This is a genomic window from Mycobacterium sp., from assembly GCF_036490025.1.
Classification (GTDB): Bacteria; Actinomycetota; Actinomycetes; order Mycobacteriales; family Mycobacteriaceae; genus Mycobacterium.
This window is the reverse complement of sequence record NZ_DASXEP010000009.1, coordinates 24,901-40,271: the sequence shown is the minus strand read 5'-3', so window position 1 is coordinate 40,271 and position 15,371 is coordinate 24,901. Positions and strand designations below refer to the sequence as shown.

Annotated in this window: 15 protein-coding genes and 1 pseudogene; 13 read left to right on the top strand and 3 right to left on the bottom strand. The window is 66.0% G+C overall.

The features are described 5' to 3' along the window. Window positions 1-20: 20 nt before the first annotated feature. Window positions 21-1,031, bottom strand: coding sequence for a zinc-dependent alcohol dehydrogenase family protein (locus VGG53_RS01050; protein WP_331516094.1), 1,011 nt, complete (start codon window positions 1,029-1,031; stop codon window positions 21-23). Between the two features lie 354 nt (window positions 1,032-1,385). Between VGG53_RS01050 and VGG53_RS01045 the strand changes: the two are divergent. Next, a pseudogene (locus tag VGG53_RS01045) lies at window positions 1,386-1,643 on the top strand (NAD-dependent formate dehydrogenase); the annotation flags it as partial. Between the two features lie 105 nt (window positions 1,644-1,748). On the opposite strand, the gene VGG53_RS01040 reads toward VGG53_RS01045, so the two are convergent. Next, on the bottom strand, window positions 1,749-2,360 hold the full coding sequence (locus tag VGG53_RS01040; RefSeq protein ID WP_331516093.1) for a hypothetical protein: 612 nt from the start codon (window positions 2,358-2,360) through the stop codon (window positions 1,749-1,751). A 194-nt stretch (window positions 2,361-2,554) separates the two neighbouring features. On the opposite strand from VGG53_RS01040, the gene VGG53_RS01035 reads away from it, so the two are divergent. Further along, window positions 2,555-3,040, top strand: coding sequence for a MarR family winged helix-turn-helix transcriptional regulator (locus VGG53_RS01035; protein ID WP_414688846.1), 486 nt, complete (start codon window positions 2,555-2,557; stop codon window positions 3,038-3,040). Window positions 3,041-3,046: 6 nt separating this feature from the next. On the opposite strand, the gene VGG53_RS01030 is transcribed toward VGG53_RS01035, so the two are convergent. Next, window positions 3,047-4,234, bottom strand: coding sequence for a permease (locus VGG53_RS01030; RefSeq protein ID WP_331516091.1), 1,188 nt, complete (start codon window positions 4,232-4,234; stop codon window positions 3,047-3,049). A 238-nt stretch (window positions 4,235-4,472) separates the two neighbouring features. Here VGG53_RS01030 and sepIVA point away from each other — a divergent pair, with 238 nt between their 5' ends. The 11 genes from sepIVA (at window position 4,473) to VGG53_RS00975 (ending at window position 15,354) form a co-directional block, all read left to right on the top strand. Next, a complete protein-coding gene (gene sepIVA / locus VGG53_RS01025) occupies window positions 4,473-5,210 on the top strand; it encodes a cell division protein SepIVA (RefSeq protein ID WP_331516089.1) in 738 nt (245 codons plus the stop codon). 52 nt (window positions 5,211-5,262) lie between these two features. Further along, the gene (locus VGG53_RS01020; protein ID WP_331516088.1) at window positions 5,263-5,850 is read left to right on the top strand and encodes a DUF177 domain-containing protein; all 588 of its coding nucleotides are present in this window, start codon (window positions 5,263-5,265) and stop codon (window positions 5,848-5,850) included. Next, entirely contained in the window at window positions 5,843-6,541 is a 699-nt protein-coding gene (rnc, locus tag VGG53_RS01015; protein WP_331516087.1) for a ribonuclease III, read from the top strand. The genes VGG53_RS01020 and rnc overlap by 8 nt, the downstream gene beginning before the upstream one ends. Beyond that, window positions 6,542-7,402, top strand: coding sequence for a DNA-formamidopyrimidine glycosylase (gene mutM, locus VGG53_RS01010; protein WP_331516086.1), 861 nt, complete (start codon window positions 6,542-6,544; stop codon window positions 7,400-7,402). Window positions 7,403-7,475: 73 nt separating this feature from the next. Further along, window positions 7,476-7,856, top strand: coding sequence for a TM2 domain-containing protein (locus tag VGG53_RS01005; protein ID WP_331516085.1), 381 nt, complete (start codon window positions 7,476-7,478; stop codon window positions 7,854-7,856). A gap of 51 nt (window positions 7,857-7,907) precedes the next feature. Beyond that, window positions 7,908-8,321, top strand: a complete 414-nt coding sequence (locus VGG53_RS01000) for an OsmC family protein (RefSeq protein WP_331516084.1) — start codon at window positions 7,908-7,910, stop codon at window positions 8,319-8,321. Beyond that, complete coding sequence (locus VGG53_RS00995) at window positions 8,308-8,589, top strand: acylphosphatase (RefSeq protein WP_331516083.1); 282 nt, start codon at window positions 8,308-8,310, stop codon at window positions 8,587-8,589. Before VGG53_RS01000 ends, VGG53_RS00995 begins: the two co-directional genes overlap by 14 nt. 10 nt (window positions 8,590-8,599) lie before the next feature. Continuing rightward, complete coding sequence (gene smc / locus VGG53_RS00990) at window positions 8,600-12,193, top strand: chromosome segregation protein SMC (protein WP_331516082.1); 3,594 nt, start codon at window positions 8,600-8,602, stop codon at window positions 12,191-12,193. Window positions 12,194-12,205: 12 nt separating this feature from the next. Beyond that, complete coding sequence (ftsY, locus tag VGG53_RS00985; RefSeq protein ID WP_331516081.1) at window positions 12,206-13,447, top strand: signal recognition particle-docking protein FtsY; 1,242 nt, start codon at window positions 12,206-12,208, stop codon at window positions 13,445-13,447. 192 nt (window positions 13,448-13,639) lie between these two features. Beyond that, window positions 13,640-15,019 carry an ammonium transporter gene (locus VGG53_RS00980; protein ID WP_331516115.1) on the top strand — a complete coding sequence of 460 codons (1,380 nt, stop codon included), beginning with the start codon at window positions 13,640-13,642 and terminating at the stop codon, window positions 15,017-15,019. Further along, window positions 15,016-15,354: a P-II family nitrogen regulator gene (locus VGG53_RS00975; protein ID WP_331516080.1), complete on the top strand. Its 339-nt coding sequence runs from the start codon at window positions 15,016-15,018 to the stop codon at window positions 15,352-15,354. Before VGG53_RS00980 ends, VGG53_RS00975 begins: the two co-directional genes overlap by 4 nt. Window positions 15,355-15,371: the final 17 nt, after the last annotated feature.

Here is a 15,371-nt window from a genome sequence, read left to right as displayed (position 1 = left end):
CTACCCGCTGCTATCTCCTGCTACGGTTCGAACACCAGCAGCGGTTTGCCCCCGTGTGCGGGAGCTTCGGCCAAATAGACGGCTTCGCTGAACTTTTCGACGGGGATGGGCTGGCCCTCCGGCACGCGCAGCGCGCCGCTGTTGGCGAGCTGAACTGTCCGGTTGATCGTTGCGGCCATCCGATCCTTCGGGGTCTCGGTGAACCAGCGGAACAGCCAGAATCCCCGAACGGTCTTGGTTTCGTAGATCAGCGAGCGCGCGAAGATCGGGATGGCGAGTTTGTCGGGATCGGTTTGGCGGTGCGTGGACAGCGCGCCGTAGACGATCAGCTCACCGTGCGGTGCCAGCGCGCGCGACACGTCTGCACCCACCTGACCGCTGACACAGTCGATCGCCTTGGACACGCCGTCGTGGCCTGCTATGTCGGCCACCCGTTCGCGCAGGTCCTCATCCTCGGTGCAGATCACCGCGGTGCCCCCCAGCGTGAGGATGTCCTCGACCGCGGATCGACGGCGGACCACGTTCAGCGTCTTGAAGCCGACGTGCGCTCCGAGTTGGATGACCGACTGGCCCACGGTTGAACCCGCCGCGGTCTGCAGGAGCCATTCACCCGGTCGAACACCGAGTTCATCACCGGTCAAGATCACGGCGGTGAGTGGATTGCTGAGAATCTGGGCGGCCGTGGAATTGCTCATGCCGGCGGGAACAGGCAAGACCCGCGAGGCATCGGCAACAACATACTCCTGCCACGTGCCCGTGACTCCGATCGTGATGACGCGTTGCCCGACGGTCAGACCGTCTGCGCCGCTACCGAGTTCGTCGATCACACCGACGGATTCGATTCCGGGTACGGTGGGGAACTCCGGGGTGAATCCGTATCGGCCGCGGATGGTATGCAGATCGCTGGCATGGACAGGTGCAGCTGTTACCCGGATCCGGACCTGGCCGGGACCGGGCTCTGGAATCGGGCGGGTCTGCAGGTTCAGGACCTGGGACGGTTCGCCTAACGTGTCGGCGACGACAGACCGCATCGCTCGCATCGTCCTGACGCTCCTTCGGTCGATCCATATCTCACAGCGGTTCGGTGTGCATAGCGTCGGCCCCGCCCATGGCGGCGAAGATTCGGCTCAGCGTGGCCAATCAGCCGCACTAGCTCTGATGCTGCCACCGCGGCAAGGTTTTTAGGGTCTAGTCTCGACCGGCGCGGACACCACCTGCACATGCCGCTTTTCGCGCCAGCGCTGGGACCTGACTGTCGGCTTACCCGGCTGGACGGGCGATAGGCGCTCAGACGCAGCGCCCGAATTCACCGATAGATGCTGTCGCAGATCACCGATGAACCCACCCGAAACCGCATTTCAGGAGAAACTGATGGCCAAGTTGTGATGGTGTTGTATCCCGGTCCGCTCACCGGGTACCCGCCGAAGTACCCCCGCGACAGTATCCCGGTGATCAAGAGCTACCCAGACGGCACATCCTGGACGACCCCATCGAAGGTCGACTTCACGCCCGGTCAAATGCTGGGCTGTGGCCTGGGGGCGCGGGGGTTACGGAAGTTCTTCGAGGAGGGTGGCCACGCCCTGGTGCTGACCTCGGACAAGGACGGTCCGGACTCGGAGTTCGAGCGCGAACGGCCTGACGCCCCACCGGCCGCGCTGGAGGCGGCCTATTACGCTCAACGCCGGAGGCCAGCCGCCAGCTGAGTCCTCAAATCAGAAGGTCTCCGAACTCACCGGGGCGGTTCACTCTCAGCTCTCAGCGAGTGCGGCGTGCAGCGACTGCTTCGCCTCGGTGATCGCCGTCAGAACCTTGGTACGCGCTTCGGCAAGCTTTGCCTTCTGCGCATCGGTGCCCGACCAGACGATGGTCCGCGCCAGCCCGGCGATCTCGAAAAGTCCCCAACGGATTTTGGCGACGTCGCCGAACTTTGCGGCGCGGCCAAGAAACGCGTGGGCGGTCTCGCTGCTGATGCCCTTCCACGCCAACACATTTGTGCCCAGCTCGGTCAGGGTTGCTACTCCGTCGTTGACCGTGACCAAGCCGCGGCCCGCCAGCAGCCCGATGGCAACCTCGACCACCCCCTGCGGAGGGCTGAAAGCACCATCGGTCGCCTCAGAGACCCGCTGCACAATCTGCTCGGCATTCGCCGGCCCGTCGAGCAGCAAAGCGGCGGTGCCGACCACCGCGCGCTTGCGGTGCTTGCCGAAACCGTGCCCGCCCGATCCGGGTCCACTCCAGCCGTGACCACCAAAGCCGTGGCCCCCGAATCCAGGTCCACCAAAACCAGGCCCGCCGAATCCGGGTCCACCGAAGCCGGGCCCGCCCCAACCGGGTCCGTCAGAAAATCCGCCACCGAACATCCTTGTTCTCCTTCAGGTAAGGCGACGAGCCGATCGGCCAGCCACCAACTTTGTATATCTAGCTCCTTGATACTCGGCCGACAGAGTCGTGTCAACAAACTTGATATGAGGATGAGGAGGACACCCGAGTCGTTGTCCGGCGCTGTGCTGACGCGCCGACGAATGTGGCACTAAGCCTGTACTTCCATGCCAGCATGATGGGGATGACCGAATTCGAGGATCAACCGCTGGGTTTTTTGGTACGCGGATTGATGGCGCGGCTGCGCCCGTATGCGGTCCAGGCATTGCGACCGCTCGGACTCGGACTGCCCGAATTCGTCTGCATGCGCATATTGGACGAAGATCCGGGCCGCACCGGCGCCGAGCTCGCTCGCCACACCCACGTGACCGCCCAAGCGATGAACCAGGTTTTACAGGGGCTGCAAGAGCGGGGCCTGGTGACCCGCCCTGCGTCGGCGCCATCCGGCCGTGCCCTGCCGGCTCAGCTCACCCGCAAGGGCAGCGCGCTTCTCTGGCGCGCTGAGGCGGCGGTCGCGTCGTCCGATGAACAGCTACTGGCCCACCTCAGTCTCGCCGATCGACGTCAACTCAAACTGTTGCTTTACCGCGCCGGGAACCCGTCAATTGACGATGCCAAAGCGTGTGCGTCTCCCAGGGTAGTTGGGGCAGAACGGAAGTAGTCCTCGCTAGTGGCTGTGGTGGCAGTGATGGCCATGGTCGGGTTCGGCGTCGGGGGAGCCGCCCATCGCGCGGAGCATCGGGATGCCGCCCGTTGTCACGAATCGGACGATGAGTACAGCCGCCAGCGCCAGAAAGACGATATTCAGCCAGGTGGTGTAATTCCACGAGATGCCGGCTTCCATCACTGTGGCGTTGCGGTGCGACGGGATGAGACCTGCTGCGCCGAAGGTTAACTCGACGAGATAGCCGGCCGTTACCATGGCGGCATAGAAGGTGCCCAGCAAGGTCAGCATCATCGCGGTGCCGTAGTACTTCCGGTAGATGTTCAGGATCGGCAGGATGAGCAGGTCGGCAAAGATGAACGCGACGACTCCGCCAAAACTGATGCCGCCGTTCCACAACACGGCGGCCAGCGGCACGTTACCGATCGAGCAGACGAACGAGAAGATCGCCACGACCGGAGCCACGACCGGTCCCCACAACGCGGACAGCACTGGGTGATCAGCGAAAAAGAAGTGCTGCCAGAAAGATTCGGGCACCCAGGCCGCGATGGCGCCCGCGATCAGCAGCCCCACCACCAGATCGCGAAGGATTGCCGCCCACTCCATGACAAACACGTGCGCGACGGATGTGAACCCCTCCCGCGACGACAGCCGCCGGCAAAACGAACCCTCGCGTTGAACCGACATGTCCATGGCCGCATGGCCTTCCATCGAACCGGCCAGCCCGCGATCGGCCTGCCGGCGAGCGGCATCGACGAGTCGCGATCGCACGAACAGCCGGAACAACAGCGCAAGCGCCACGATCATCACCGGACCGCCGACGAACTCCGCGGCGGTGAACTGCCAGCCCATGAGCAAGGCCAAGATGATGCCCAACTCCACGACCAGGTTCGTCGAGCCGATTTCGAAGGCCATCGCGGCGGTGAAGTTCGCGCCCTTGCGGAACAACGACCGGGCCAGGGCCACCGCGGCGTACGAGCATGATGAGGACGCGGCGCCCAGACCCGCCGCGACGGCCAGGGTGCGGGGCCGGTCATCGCCGAGCAGCGCCACGATGGTCGATCGGCGCACAACGGCCTGCACCACCGCCGACAGGGCGAAACCCAGGATCAAGGCCCACAGGATCTCCCACGTCATGGACCCTGCCAGCGCCAACGCGTGGCCCGCCGCATCGGCCGCTTCGCGTGTCATTGCACCTCCAACGGAATACCCCTAGGGGGTATTCCGGGTCGCCTACCGTCGCTTCCAACTGGATTTCGCGCTGGTCCGGCGTTGCCGCCGAAGCGCGAAAGTCGACATAATTACGTCAAGTGTGCAGGTAATTGGGACCGTTTTGGGCCTAAAAGCCGACACACCGAGCCTGGCAACGCAGTCACAGAAGCAACACCAGGCACACTGGTAACAACAACGATGCCGGGAGGGTGTTGCCGTGTACCGAGTTTTTGAGGCGCTCGATGAACTGGGCGCCATTGTCGAGGAAGCTCGTGGCGTGCCGATGACCGCCGGCTGCGTGGTACCGCGTGGCGACGTGCTTGAACTGATCGATGACATCAAGGACGCGATCCCTGGCGAACTCGATGACGCCCAGGACGTGCTCGACGCCCGCGATTCACTGCTGCACGAGGCCAAGGCGCACGCGGATTCGACGGTGTCCTCGGCGACCACGGAGTCCGAGTCGATGCTCAACCACGCCCGCGCCGAAGCCGACCGGATACTGGCCGATGCCAAGGCGCAAGCCGATCGCATGGTCGGTGAGGCCCGCCAGCACAGCGAACGGATGGTCGGCGAGGCCCGCGACGAAGCGGCCCGTATCGCCGCGGCGGCAAAACGCGAGTACGAGGCCGCCACCGGCCGCGCCAAATCGGAAGCCGACCGGCTCGTCGAGAACGGGAACATCTCCTACGAGAAAGCCGTGCAAGAAGGCATCAAAGAACAGCAGCGCCTCGTGTCGCAGACCGAAGTCGTGCAATCGGCCAACGCCGAGTCGGCCCGGCTGATCGACGCGGCGCACGTCGAGGCCGACCGGTTGCGCGGCGAATGCGACATTTACGTCGACAGCAAGCTCGCCGAGTTCGAGGAGCACCTCAACACCACCCTGCGTTCGGTCAACCGCGGCCGTCATCAACTGCGCACGGCGGCGGGCGTGCACGACTACGCGCAGCGGTAGCAGTCCTACCAGCGGCGCGAGTCGGTTGGTAGGCGCCCGTAGAATTGCGGCCATGGCCCGGCAGCACCGCCAAACGGCACAACCGCACCCGGGTTCGCCGCTGGTCGTCGACATCGCACGGCTGGGCCGGCGCCCGGGAGCGATGTTCGGATTGCAGAAAACGGTGGCCAGCCCGGCGCGTATCGGCCTGGAGATGATCGGAATCGTGCCCGGCGCGGCCTTGGACCTCGATCTTCGCGTGGAGTCGGTTTCGGAAGGCGTCCTGGTGAGCGGGACGCTGTCGGCGCCGATCACCGGCGAATGCTCGCGCTGCCTGACACCGTTCAGTGAGCGCATCGAGGTCAACTTGACCGAGCTGTTCGCCTACCCGGACAGCATCACCGAAGCGACCACCGAGGAAGACGAGGTCGGCCGGGTCATCGGCGACATGGTCGACCTGGAACAGCCGATCATCGACGCTGTCGGGATGGAGCTGCCCTTCTCGCCGGTATGCCGGACCGATTGCCCGGGATTGTGTCCCAAGTGTGGCGTCGCGCTGGCAACCGCCGACCCGGGCCATCATCACGACGAGATCGACCCGCGCTGGGCCAAGCTGACCACCAAGATGCGCTCCGACAAGGAGCGAGCCGGCGATGAGTGATCTGCTCGACGCGCTCGAGATCGATCTGCCAGACGAGTTGCTGACCCTGGCGCTGACGCACCGCAGCTACGCCTACGAGCATGGCGGCCTGCCCACCAACGAGCGTCTGGAGTTTCTCGGTGACGCCGTGCTGGGCCTGACGGTGACCGACGAACTGTTCCACCGGCACCCCGGACGCCCGGAGAGTGATCTGGCGAAAATGCGTGCGGGCGTGGTCAATACGCAGGCGCTGGCCGACGTTGCGCGTTCGCTGACCGGCCAAGGACTCGGTGCTCATCTGCTACTGGGACGCGGCGAGCTCAAGTCCGGTGGGGCCGACAAATCCAGCATTCTCGCCGACAGTTTGGAGTCCTTGCTCGGTGCAATCTATCTGCACCACGGCATCGAGGCCGCCCGCAAGGTGATCCTGCGGCTATTCAGTGAATTGCTCGACGCCGGTGGCCTTTTGGATTGGAAGACCAGCCTGCAGGAGTTGACCGCGGCCCGAGGCCTCGGCACAGTGTCCTACGAGGTCACCTCCACCGGGCCCGACCACCAGCGAGAATTCACCGCGGTCGCCGTCGTGATGGACACCCGGTACGGGTCCGGAACCGGCAGGACCAAGAAAGAAGCCGAGCAGAAAGCCGCCGAAATGGCGTGCCAGGCGTTGAACCAGCTCGACAGGGCGCTACCCGGGGAGACGTCCGGCTAGATGCCCGAACTACCCGAGGTCGAGGTGGTCCGGCGCGGATTGCAGGCCCACGTGGTGGGCAAAACCATCACCGCCGTGCGTGTGCATCACCCCCGCGCGGTCCGCCGGCACGAGGCCGGCCCCGGTGATCTGACCGCGCGGCTGCTGGACGCCCGCGTCACCGGCAGCGACCGGCGCGGCAAGTATCTGTGGCTCACCCTGGGAGGGCCGAGCGGCGATGACCAGGCGCTCGTCGTGCACCTCGGCATGAGCGGACAAATGCTGCTCGGGACCGTCCCGAATGCCGGACACCTGCGCATCGCCGCGCTCCTCGACGACGGCACCACGCTGAGCTTCGTCGATCAGCGGACGTTCGGCGGCTGGCTGTTGGCCGACCTGGTCACCGTCGACGGCAGCGCGGTGCCGGGCCCCGTCGCGCACCTGGCACGAGACCCGCTGGACCTCCGCTTCGACATCGACGCCGTGGTGAAGGTGTTGCGGCGCAAGCATTCTGAGATCAAACGCCAGCTACTCGACCAGACCGTCGTGTCGGGCATCGGCAACATCTACGCAGACGAAGCATTGTGGCGGGCAAAGGTGAATGGCGCGCGGATCGCCGACACGCTCACCCGAAAAACATTGGTGGCCGTGCTGGAAGCGGCCGCCGACGTGATGCGCGACGCCCTGGCGCAGGGCGGCACGTCGTTCGATTCGTTGTATGTCAATGTCAACGGCCAGTCCGGCTACTTCGAGCGGTCGTTGAATGTCTATGGCCGCGAGGGCGAACACTGCCGGCGGTGCGGCGCGGTGATCCGACGGGCGAAGTTCATGAACCGCTCATCGTTCTACTGCCCACGGTGCCAGCCGCGGCCGCGGCACTGATCCACGGCTGCCCGTTTCAACGGATTCCGCCGACCGCGAGACTCAGACGCACGTGTGGGTCATCATCATGTGCGTGACAGTGCCAGAACAGCCGTACGGCTTCGAGAATCCGCCGCGTCCGCAGCAGGGACCGTATCCGCCGCCGCCGGGCGGCTATCCAGGTTCGCAGGCACCGCATCCGCCGGGGACGCCGTATCCACCCGGCGCACCGTTGGTGGACGCCTACGGCCGGCCGCTGTCGGACAAGAGCAAGCTCACCGCTGGACTGTTGGAGCTTTTTCTGGGTGGATTCGGCGTTGGTCGGTTCTATCTCGGCTACACCGGTATCGGGATCGCCCAGATCGCGGTGACCTTTTTGACTCTCGGCATCGGCGGGATATGGCCGTTTGTCGATGCAATCATGATGCTCACCGGCAACGTCAAGGACGCTCAAGGACGCACTCTGCGCGATTGAGGCGGACCGTCAGGTCGATCTCGACGGCAGGCCGCCCGGTAGAAATGAGCCATGACCGAACTGTGGGTGGAGCGCACCGGGGTGCGGCGGTACATCGGGCACAGCTCACGCGGTGCGCAGGTGCTCATCGGCTCCGAGGACGTCGAGGACGTATTCACCCCTGGCGAGTTGCTCAAGATCGCGCTCGCCGCGTGTAGTGGGATGTCCAGCGACCTGCCGTTGGCTCGTCGGCTCGGCGATGACTACCGGGCGACCGTGCGGGTGTCGGGCGCGGCCGACCGCGAGCAGGAACGCTATCCACTGCTGCAAGAGACCCTCGAGATCGACCTGTCGGGTTTGAGCGGCGACGAGAAGGCGCGGGTGCTGACCGTTGTTCAGCGCGCAGTCGACCAGGTGTGCACGGTGGGTCGCACGCTCAAATCCGGCACCACAGTCACCTTCGAGGTAGTCGATGTCGGAACCTGACGTCCGGCTCACCGCGTGGGTGCACGGCCGGGTGCAGGGCGTCGGCTTTCGGTGGTGGACCCGTTCCCGCGCGCTGGAGTTGGGTCTGACCGGGTACGCCGCCAACCGGCCCGACGGCCGGGTGCAGGTGGTCGCGCAAGGATCGCGTGACGCCTGTGAACAGCTGTTACGCATGTTGCAGAGTGCAAAAACACCGGGCCAGGTCGACACTGTTGTCGCCGACTGGTCGCCGCGCGGCGAAGCCATCAGCGGCTTCACGGAGCGGTAGTCTGCACGCCGTGTACCTCAAGAGCCTGACGCTGAAGGGCTTCAAGTCCTTCGCCTCGCCGACGACTCTGCGGTTTGAGCCCGGCATCACCGTAGTGGTCGGCCCCAACGGGTCGGGCAAATCCAACGTGGTCGACGCGCTGGCCTGGGTGATGGGGGAGCAGGGGGCCAAGACGCTGCGCGGCGGCAAGATGGAAGACGTCATCTTCGCGGGCACCTCCTCCCGCGCCCCGCTGGGCCGCGCCGAGGTCACCGTCACCATCGACAACTCCGACAACGCCTTGCCGATCGAGTACTCCGAGGTGTCGATCACCCGGCGGATGTTCCGGGATGGCGCCAGCGAGTACGAAATCAACGGCAGCTCTTGCCGTTTGATGGATGTCCAGGAGTTGCTGAGCGATTCCGGGATCGGCCGCGAAATGCACGTCATCGTCGGACAGGGCAAGCTCAACGAAATCCTGGAATCCCGGCCCGAAGATCGTCGGGCGTTCATCGAGGAAGCCGCCGGTGTGCTCAAGCACCGCAAGCGCAAAGAAAAGGCCGTCCGCAAACTCGAGTCGATGTCGGCGAACCTGGCCCGGTTGACCGACCTGACCACCGAGCTACGCCGCCAGCTCAAACCGCTTGGCCGCCAAGCCGAAGTGGCCCGGCGGGCCCAGACCATTCAGGCCGATCTGCGTGACGCCCGGCTGCGGCTGGCCGCCGACGACGTAGTCACGCGCCAGTCCGAGCTCAACAACACCAATGAGGCCGAGGCGACCTTGCGTCGCGAGCACGACGAAGCCTCGGCCCGGATGGCGGTGGCCTCCGGGGAACTGGCCGCCCACGAGTCGGCATTGACGGCGTTGTCTGAGCGAGCGGAATCCGCTCAGCAGACCTGGTTTCGGTTGTCCGCGTTAGCCGAACGCCTCGGCGCGACCGTGCGCATCGCCAGCGAGCGGGCGCAGCATCTGGACGTCGAGACCGTGACGACCGGTGGCCCCGACCCCGACGAACTGGAGGCCGAGGCCGCCGAGGTGGCCGCCGCCGAGCAGCAGCTACTCCACGAGCTGGCCGCCACCCGCGGCCGGCTTGATGCCGCGCGTGCCGAGCTCGCCGACCGCGAGCGTGCCGCCACCGAGGCCGAACAGGCCCACTTGGCGGCGGTGCAGGCCGAGGCCGACCGCCGCGAGGGCTTGGCCCGGCTGGCCGGCCAAGTGGAGACGATGCGGGCGCGGGTGGAGTCGATCGACGACGGTGTGGCCAAGCTGTCGGAGCGCATCGAAGAAGCCGCCGCACGTGCCCAGCAAGCCAAGGCCGAGTTCGAAACCGTGCAGGGCCGGGTCGGCGAACTGGACCAGGGCGAGATGGGCCTCGACGAGCATCACGACCGGACGATCGCCGCGTTACGGTCGGCGGACGAGCGCGTCGCCGAACTGCAATCCGCCGAGCGGGGCGCTGAACGCCAAGTGGCCTCGCTGCGGGCCAGAATCGACGCATTGTCGGTGGGGCTGGAGCGCAAGGACGGCGCCGCCTGGTTGACCCAAAACCTCGGCAGCGCAGGAATTTTCGGCTCAGTTGCAAAGCTCGTCAAGGTGCAGCCGGGTTATGAGGCTGCGCTGGCCGCGGTTCTTGGCGCGGCCGCTGACGCGCTGGCGGCCGACAGCTTCACCGCTGCGGCCGATGCGGTGACCGCGCTGAAACAGGCCGACGGCGGCCGGGTGGCCATCGTGCTGAGCGACTGGCCCGCACACGATCCGGCGCCGGCGGGCGCTTTGCCCGACGGCGCGCGCTGGGCTGTGGACCTCGTCGAGGTGCCGACGCGGTTGCGCGGTGCTTTGGTGGCCATGCTTTCTGGGGTCGCTGTGGTCGGCGGCCTGACCGACGCGATGAGTCTGGTAGCCGCCCGCCCTCAATTGCGCGCGGTCACCCACGACGGCGATCTGGTGGGTGCCGGTTGGGTCAGCGGTGGTTCCGACCGTAAGCCGTCCACGCTGGAGATCACCTCCGAAATCGCCAAGGCGCGGGCCGAACTCGCCGCGGCCGAGGCGCAGACCAGTGAGCTCGTTGCGGCATTGTCCGGGGCAATGAGCGAACAGGCCGCTCGCCAGGACTCCGCCGAGCAGGCGCTGGCAGCGCTCAACGAATCCGACGCGGCCATGTCGGCGATCTACGAGCAGCTCGGGCGGCTGGGTCAGGATGCCCGCGCTGCCGACGAGGAGTGGCGCCGACTGATTCGTCAACGCGAAGAGTTGGAGACCGGCCGTGCCGATACTCTCGGGGAGCTCGGCGAACTCGAGACCCGGCTGAGCAACGTCGAGCAGACGCAGAACGTTACCGCCGAGCCCGTCGACCGGCAGCAGATCGCGGCGGCGGCTGAGGTCGCCCGTGGTGTCGAAGTGGAAGCCCGGTTGGCGGTGCGCACCGCCGAAGAACGTGCCAATGCCGTTTGTGGAAAAGCGGATTCGCTGCGCCGTACGGCCGCCGCGGAGCGTGAAGCCCGGCTGCGGGCCCAGCAGGCCCGCGCCGCGCGTGAGCATGCGGCCGCGGTGGCCGCTGCGGTTGCCGACGCCGGGCGGCGGCTTGCCGCCCGGGTGAGCCAGGTGGTCGGGGCCGCATCGCAACACCGTGACGTGCTGGCCGCCGAGCGTCAGCAGCGGTCGGTCGCTATGGCGGCGGTCCGCGACGAGGCGAACACGCTGGGCATCCGCCTCAGCACGCTGACCGAGGCGCTACACCGCGACGAGGTGGCCAAAGCCCAAGCCGCACTGCGCATCGAGCAACTCGAGCAGATGGTGCTCGAGCAATTCGGGATGGCACCCGATGTGCTGGTCGCCGAATACGGCCCGGAGGTCTCGTTGCCGCCGACGGAACTGGAGATGGCCGAGTACGAGCAGGCCCGCGAGCGCGGCGAGCAGGTGACGACGCCGGCCCCGCTACCGTTCGACCGACCGACCCAGGAGCGGCGCGCCAAGCGCGCCGAACGAGAGCTGGCCGAGCTGGGCCGGGTCAACCCGTTGGCGCTCGAGGAATTCGCGGCGCTGGAGGAGCGGTACAACTTCCTGTCCACCCAACTCGAAGACGTCAAGGCCGCGCGCAAAGGTCTGCTCGAGGTCGTGGCCGACGTCGATGAACGCATCCTGCAGGTGTTCACCGATGCCTATGCCGATGTGGAGCGGGAATTCCGAGGGGTTTTCGCCGCCCTGTTCCCTGGCGGCGAAGGTCGGCTGCTGCTGACAAACCCCGACGACATGCTCACCACCGGGATCGAGGTCGAGGCCCGTCCGCCTGGCAAGAAGGTCAAACGGCTGTCGCTGCTGTCCGGCGGGGAGAAGGCGCTGACCGCGGTGGCGATGCTGGTCGCCATCTTCCGGGCCCGCCCGTCGCCGTTCTACATCATGGACGAGGTCGAGGCGGCGCTCGACGACACCAACCTGCGGCGGCTGATCGGTCTGTTCGAGCTGCTGCGGGCGAAGTCGCAGCTGATCATCATCACCCATCAGAAGCCGACCATGGAGGTCGCTGACTCGCTGTACGGGGTGACGATGCGTGACGACGGCATCACCACCGTGATCTCTCAACGGATGCGCGGTCAGCAGGTCAACGAGTTGGTCACGACTACCTAAGCGAGGAACACGTTGCCGCAAGCTCTGTGGATCGCGATTGCGGTCGCTGCCGCACTGATCGCCATCGCCGTCCTGGTGCTGGGGCTGGTGCGTTACCGCCGACGGCAGATCAGTCTGTCGGCCGGCGAGCAGACTCCCACCCTGGATCGCTCCGGGGGCTACACCGCATCGTCGGGAATCACGTTCAGCCGCACCGAAACTGAGGACCGAGTCGACACCACCGGGCTGCCCGCTGTCGGCGACGATGCGACGGTTCCGCGCGATGCGCCGAAGCGCTCGATCTCTGATCTTCAACTGCCCGAACCGGATGCCGCGGCTGGGCCGGAGACCATCGCACCGACCGAAGGGCGGCTGGAACGGCTGCGCGGCCGGCTCGCCAAGTCGCAGAATGCATTGGGCCGCAGCCTATTAGGGCTCATCGGCGGCGGCGACCTCGACGAGGATTCCTGGGAGCAAGTCGAAGACACTCTGCTGATCGCCGACCTGGGACCAACGGTGACCAGCTCGGTGGTTGCGCAGCTGCGCAGCAGGCTCGCCAGCAACGACGTCCACAGCGAGGCCGACGCCCGCGCGGTGCTGCGGGAGGTGTTGATCGCCGAGCTGCAACCCGGGCTGGACCGCTCGGTGCGTGCGCTGCCACACGACCACCACCCGTCGGTCCTGTTGGTCGTGGGCGTCAACGGCACCGGCAAAACCACCACGGTCGGCAAACTCGCGCGGGTGCTGGTCGCTGACGGCCGACGGGTGGTGCTGGGCGCTGCCGACACCTTCCGGGCCGCCGCCGCCGATCAGTTGCAGGCCTGGGCTTCCCGCGCCGGCGCCGACGTGGTGCGCGGACCCGAGGGTGCCGACCCAGCTTCGGTCGCTTTCGACGCCGTCGACAAGGGCATCGAGGCGGGCGCCGACGTCGTCGTGATCGACACCGCGGGCCGGCTGCACACCAAGACCGGGCTGATGGACGAGCTGGGCAAGGTCAAACGCGTGGTGACGCGGCGTGCCGCGGTCGACGAGGTGCTGCTGGTGCTCGACGCCACCGTCGGGCAGAACGGTCTCGCGCAGGCGCGGGTGTTCGCCGATGTGGTTGATATCACCGGAGCAGTACTCACCAAGCTGGACGGTACGGCCAAGGGCGGCATCGTTTTCCGGGTCCAGCAGGAGCTCGGGGTGCCGGTCAAGCTGGTCGGGCTGGGCGAGGGACCTGACGACCTCGCCCCGTTCGAGCCCGCCGCGTTCGTCGATGCACTTCTTGGCTGATAACCCCTGACACAGGGGGACTGTGACGTTAATCCTGTCGAAACACGCTGGCCCCATTGCCGCAACAACCATTGCGCAAGGTTCTGGTTCAGGCCACAGGCACTTGTCTGACGGCCAGTTGATGGCCGACCGGAGGTGACGCGAGTGACATTCCCGATACTGGGCCAGCCCGATACCGGCGATACCGCCTGGATGCTGGCGAGTTCCGCGCTGGTGCTGTTGATGACGCCCGGTCTGGCGTTCTTTTACGGCGGCATGGTGCGCGCCAGAAGTGTGCTCAACATGCTCATGATGAGCATCAGTGCGATGGGCGTGGTGACGGTGCTGTGGGTGCTCTACGGCTACTCGATGGCCTTCGGCAACGACACGGACGACGTCATCGGTGACCCGACCGAATACTTCGGTCTGAAGGGTCTCATCGGTGGCAACTCTGTGGCCGCGGACCCCAGCAAGGGCGTTGCGGCGACTGATATCCCGCTGGCCGGTACGCTGCCGGCGACCGTGTTCGTGGCGTTCCAGCTGATGTTCGCGATCATCACGGTCGCCTTGATCTCGGGGGCCGTGTCCGACCGGCTGAAATTCAGCGCCTGGCTGGTGTTCGCCGGACTCTGGGCGACGATCGTCTACTTCCCGATAGCGCACTGGGTCTTCGCATTCGACGGTTTCGCGTCCGAGCACGGCGGATGGATCGCCAACAAGCTGCACGCAATCGACTTCGCCGGTGGTACTGCGGTCCATATCAACTCCGGTACGGCGGGATTGGTCCTGGCGATCGTCCTCGGCAAACGCAAGGGCTGGCCCACCACGCTGTTCCGCCCGCACAATGTGCCGTTTGTGATGCTCGGTGCAGGCTTGCTGTGGTTCGGCTGGTACGGGTTCAACGCCGGTTCGGCTACCAGCTCCAACGGCGTCGCCGGGTCGACATTCATCACCACCACCATCGCCACGGCCACGGCCATGCTCTTCTGGCTGCTCACCGAGCGGATCCGCGACGGCCATGCAACGACGCTGGGAGCGGCTTCCGGCATCGTCGCCGGACTGGTCGCCATCACACCGTCCTGTTCGTCAGTCAACGCGTTGGGCGCCCTGGCGATCGGCGCGGCGGCTGGGGTGCTGTGTGCGCTGGCCGTCGGGCTGAAATTCAAGCTCGGCTTCGATGACTCGCTGGACGTGGTCGGTGTGCACCTGATCGGTGGTCTGGCGGGCACGCTGCTGGTTGGTCTGCTTGCCGCCCCCGAGTCGCCGGCAATCAACGGCGTCACCGGCGTGTCCAAAGGCCTGTTCTACGGCGGTGGTTGGAGTCAGCTGGAACGGCAGGCGGTCGGCGCGTTCAGTGTTCTCCTCTACTCTGCGCTCGGCACCCTTATCATTGCCTTGTTACTGAAATACACGATCGGGCTGCGTCTGACTCCTGAGGCAGAAGCGGCTGGCATCGATGAGTCTGAGCACGCGGAGAGCAGTTACGATTTCGCAGCAGCGACCGGCTCGGTTCTTCCTCCCGCGAGTCTGCCGGACAGCGCTTACGCCCTGAATGAGCGAGTGGACGACAAAGTAGAGGCGGAGCAGAAATGAAGCTGATCACTGCGATCGTGAAGCCGTTCACGCTGGAGGACATCAAGGCAAGCCTTGAACAGGTGGGAACCCTGGGGATGACGGTTAGCGAAGTTCAGGGGTACGGGCGCCAAAAGGGGCACACCGAGGTTTACCGGGGTGCCGAGTACTCGGTGGACTTCGTGCCGAAGGTGCGTATCGAGGTCTTGGTCGAAGACTACGACACAGACAAGGTCCTGGACAGCATCGTGCGAGCCGCACGCACCGGTAAGATCGGCGACGGCAAAGTGTGGGTCAGCCCCGTGGAAACAGTGGTGCGGGTACGCACCGGTGAGCGCGGAGCCGACGCCATCTAGTACACGCTGTATGAAGA

Bases quoted from the DNA above. Each gene is read 5' to 3' on its own strand.
- VGG53_RS01050 (WP_331516094.1), bottom strand. From the start codon at position 1,031: ATGCGGTCTGTCGTCGCCGACACGTTAGGCGAACCGTCCCAGGTCCTG.
- VGG53_RS01040 (WP_331516093.1), bottom strand. From the start codon at position 2,360: ATGTTCGGTGGCGGATTTTCTGACGGACCCGGTTGGGGCGGGCCCGGC.
- VGG53_RS01035 (WP_414688846.1), top strand. From the start codon at position 2,555: ATGATGGGGATGACCGAATTCGAGGATCAACCGCTGGGTTTTTTGGTA.
- VGG53_RS01030 (WP_331516091.1), bottom strand. From the start codon at position 4,234: ATGACACGCGAAGCGGCCGATGCGGCGGGCCACGCGTTGGCGCTGGCA.
- VGG53_RS01020 (WP_331516088.1), top strand. From the start codon at position 5,263: ATGGCCCGGCAGCACCGCCAAACGGCACAACCGCACCCGGGTTCGCCG.
- rnc (WP_331516087.1), top strand. From the start codon at position 5,843: ATGAGTGATCTGCTCGACGCGCTCGAGATCGATCTGCCAGACGAGTTG.
- mutM (WP_331516086.1), top strand. From the start codon at position 6,542: ATGCCCGAACTACCCGAGGTCGAGGTGGTCCGGCGCGGATTGCAGGCC.
- VGG53_RS01000 (WP_331516084.1), top strand. From the start codon at position 7,908: ATGACCGAACTGTGGGTGGAGCGCACCGGGGTGCGGCGGTACATCGGG.
- VGG53_RS00995 (WP_331516083.1), top strand. From the start codon at position 8,308: ATGTCGGAACCTGACGTCCGGCTCACCGCGTGGGTGCACGGCCGGGTG.
- VGG53_RS00980 (WP_331516115.1), top strand. From the start codon at position 13,640: ATGCTGGCGAGTTCCGCGCTGGTGCTGTTGATGACGCCCGGTCTGGCG.
- VGG53_RS00975 (WP_331516080.1), top strand. From the start codon at position 15,016: ATGAAGCTGATCACTGCGATCGTGAAGCCGTTCACGCTGGAGGACATC.